This is a genomic window from candidate division WOR-3 bacterium (genome assembly GCA_011052815.1).
GTDB lineage: Bacteria > Hydrothermota > Tepidihabitantia > SM23-42 > SM23-42 > DRIG01.
Genome location: DRIG01000060.1, coordinates 1 through 3,417, shown reverse-complemented (window position 1 = coordinate 3,417; position 3,417 = coordinate 1). Strand labels below are relative to the sequence as shown.

Annotated in this window: 4 protein-coding genes; all 4 read right to left on the bottom strand. The window is 43.5% G+C overall.

Annotated features, from left to right (window positions below):
- A partial coding sequence (locus ENI34_05475; protein HEC78580.1) for a hypothetical protein occupies positions 1-938 on the bottom strand: 938 nt, incomplete at its 3' end.
- Positions 935-2,032 (bottom strand): glycosyltransferase family 1 protein, encoded by a 1,098-nt coding sequence (locus ENI34_05470; protein ID HEC78579.1) that lies wholly within the window; start codon positions 2,030-2,032, stop codon positions 935-937. The genes ENI34_05470 and ENI34_05475, both read right to left, overlap by 4 nt.
- Before the next feature lie 45 nt (positions 2,033-2,077).
- The gene (locus ENI34_05465) at positions 2,078-2,995 is read right to left on the bottom strand and encodes an NAD-dependent epimerase/dehydratase family protein (GenBank protein HEC78578.1); all 918 of its coding nucleotides are present in this window, start codon (positions 2,993-2,995) and stop codon (positions 2,078-2,080) included.
- The coding region (locus tag ENI34_05460) for an NAD-dependent epimerase/dehydratase family protein (GenBank protein ID HEC78577.1) at positions 2,992-3,417 on the bottom strand (426 nt) is incomplete at its 5' end. The genes ENI34_05460 and ENI34_05465, both read right to left, overlap by 4 nt.

Here is a 3,417-nt window from a genome sequence, read left to right as displayed (position 1 = left end):
TCTTCAATCAACGGCTCTTGAAAAAGAGTATCTATACTTATGCTGTCGGGAATGCGTAAAGTCGTATCCTGGTTAAAGAACTCGGTCAATAAAGAACATTCTTCCATACTCTGCGGGACAACGCATTTGCTGAGTTCACCGGAATAAAGGGCTTCCAGAAGAATCGCTCTGTTCTTGAATTCTTTTATTCGTTTCAATCGTTTTACGGCATCCAGAAATCTCTCGGAATCGAAAAGCATACTGATCTTCGTGTAGGGGTAAAGTAAATCATCATCGATCGCCTCTCTTCTGGTCGTCCTGTATATTTCGTATGCAGTAAGGGTATCACCGGACTCAAGCAACAACTCCATTAAATAGATACTTCCCTTGACTCCGCTTATCTTGCTATAAAGTTCTTTCTTCCCCTTGAAATCAGAGATGCACTTTGCTCGCAATATACGTATCGTGTCGGTCTGAGGGCATAATGAAAAAAGGTATTCCGCAAGAATGTATCTCTTCTCTTTAAAAAGACCGTAACCGATCTCTTCCAGAACAGCAAAATCATTTACAAGATAATCATAGTTCTTGATATAGTCAATCGCAATATTGTAAGCGCCTTTTTCATTCAACTTTTTGAGAAGTATATTAAAGACTTCATTGCAACGACGGTCGTATTTATAGTCACGTAAAAAATCATCCGCCAGATTGAATAACTTCAGAAAATTTCCACTCTTTTCATAAATTTTAACCAAATAATATACTGCATCAGGAGTGTATTCGCTGCAAGGGGCTTCTTTTAATAAATTACAAAAATACAGCTCGGCGATTTTATAATCTTTCCGTTCAAACGCCTTTTTCGCCGTTTCAAAATCATCGCTGTTTATTCCACGGCAAAAACCAATCGAGAAAATAACAGATATCAGTATGACCAATCTTTTCCATTGAAATGTTCTGTTCATATCTTCCCTCTGTAAATTTCTTCTTCCAGTATCCGCTCGATTTCTAAAGCGGCGTTATCCCATGAAAACTTCTGTGCCCACTTCTTCGCTGCGACGGAAAATTTCCGCCATTTCGGGCGGTCAGTAAGCAATTCCTTTATCCGATCGGAAAGACGGTTGACGTCTCCATATGGATATAAAAACCCCGTCTCTCCGTTTCGTACGACCTCACGCAGCCCCGGTGAATCGGCACAGACCACCGGAGTACCGCATGATTGCGCCTCGATGGCGGTCAATCCCCATCCTTCTTTTACCGATGGTTGAACGACCACCCGCGCCCGTGAATAGATGCGATATTTCTCTTCTTCACCAACAAAACCGGTGAACTTGATTTTTGCCTTCAATTGTTGAGCTCGATTCATCAATTCATATCTGACGTCACCATCTCCCACAACCAGTGCCTCAACCGCCATCGACTTCTGCAAAAGACTCACCGCATCAATGAAGTGATCTATCGATTTGTATCTCTTCAATCGGCCCACATAGGCGACAAGGTCATCCTGATGTCCTTCCTTTATTTTCGACGGAATTACGGGAATACCGCACGGCACTACATATATCTTGTTCCTGACACCGATTTCCCTTAAGTCATCCGCCGTACTGTGGGATATCGCCACGAAGTTCGAACCAGCATACATAAAAGGAATGACCCTTTCGGTGAAAAATACATAACTTGCAAAGATGAAATTGGTTTCGCAGTATATCGTGGTGCGGAAAAGATGCATAAGCATGGGAAGTACTTTCTTACGCGTAAAGATCGGGGAATAAAAAGGGATCTTATTCAAATCGTCGACAACAACATCCACCTTGTTCCGCCGTAGAAGTGCCCGCAGAGCGACCGGAACCAGAAAATTGAAGTTGGAACGCCTGCCTATTCTGTAGATCTTTATACCGTCCAGCTCTTCAAAACGACTCTGTCCCTTACCTCTGCTGCACAGCAGGATGATATTGTGTCCGCGCTTCGCCAAACGGGAAAATATCTCATAAAGATAGACTTCCGCGCCACCGGCAAATGGATTTTTCCAATCCTGCCAATTGACAATCAAAATATTCATATTCTGTCAAAAAACTACAGAAAAGAGAACGTAGTTGAAAAAGAATCAAATCTTCGCACGCCAGTAATTTAAAAGATCCTCAATTGTTTTTTCGAATTTAATCCGGGGTTTCCACCCGCTCAATTTACTGAATTTACTGCCGTTTCCGACAAGAACGGGAATATCGGTCTTCCGCATCTTCGCAGAATCAGTCTTCACCTCGAACTTCACCTTTGAAATCCGTCTGAAAATCTCCAGTGCTTCGGAAATAGTATAACCTTTATTCGAAGAGATATTGTAAATATTTGCGGGTTTGGCTTTTTCGATCGCAAGCTGATAAGCCCTGATGACATCCCTTATGTTGATGAATTCCCGCCGCGCATCGATATTCCCGAGTTCAATGAGAGGCGGTCTTCTGCCCTTTTCGATCTCCGCTATTTGAAATGCAATGGTCGGCAGCACAAAATCTTTGGTCTGACCGGGCCCGGTGTGAGTAAACGGCCTCAATATTATCCACTCAATACCGTCAAGCGATGAATTCCGGCAGATCAATTCAGCAGCATATTTACTGATTGCATATGGATTTTTCAAAACGACCTCTGCTTTTTCTGATATTCTTTTGCCGCCGCCGTAGACCTCACAGCTTGAAACGAAGATAAAACGCATCTTTTTCTTTAAACTCTTTGCGGCTTCCAGCAGATTCACCGTCCCTATCACGTTAGTATTATAAGTCAAAGGCGGGTCACGAAACGACTTGGATACCGAACTTATTCCGGCAAGATGAAAAATAATATCGGGTTCATAGCTCTTCACCACTTCTTTGACCATCTCCAGATTAAGAATGTCCAGAGGAATACATGATTCGACCTTGGATGCCAGCAGAGGATAGCATGTCGGGATTATCTTAAAAAGGTCCTCCTTCAATGCCTTTACCAAATGGGAACCTACAAACCCCTCACTTCCTGTAACAAGTATCACCTTCATTTTATCTTCATACGCCAGTAGTCAAGCAAATCCCGCAGGGTCTGGTCAAAAGGAATTTTCGGTTCCCACCCCGTCCTTTTACGGAACTTTTCTGATGAGCCGATCAGCAGCTCCACATCAGAAGGTCTCAATCGAGCCGGATCCTGTTTAATCTCCAGGTCGACGTTTGACAGAGCAACCAGTCTGTCCAGCATATCCTTTATCTTTATTCCCTTACCGGATGCGATATTATAAACTTCACCGGGTACTCCCTTTTCCAGTGCAAGGGCGTAAGCACGGGCGACGTCACGTACGTCCAAAAAATCACGTGTTGCATCCAGATTACCGACGTAGATCACCGGTTCTCTCTTTTTCTTCTCTATCTCTACAATCTGACGGGCGAAATTCGAGGTTGCAAAAACAGCTCCCCGTCTCGGTCCGGT

Coding starts and splice junctions, on each gene's coding strand:
- ENI34_05470 (HEC78579.1), bottom strand. CDS start 2,032: ATGAATATTTTGATTGTCAATTGGCAGGATTGGAAAAATCCATTTGCC.
- ENI34_05465 (HEC78578.1), bottom strand. CDS start 2,995: ATGAAGGTGATACTTGTTACAGGAAGTGAGGGGTTTGTAGGTTCCCAT.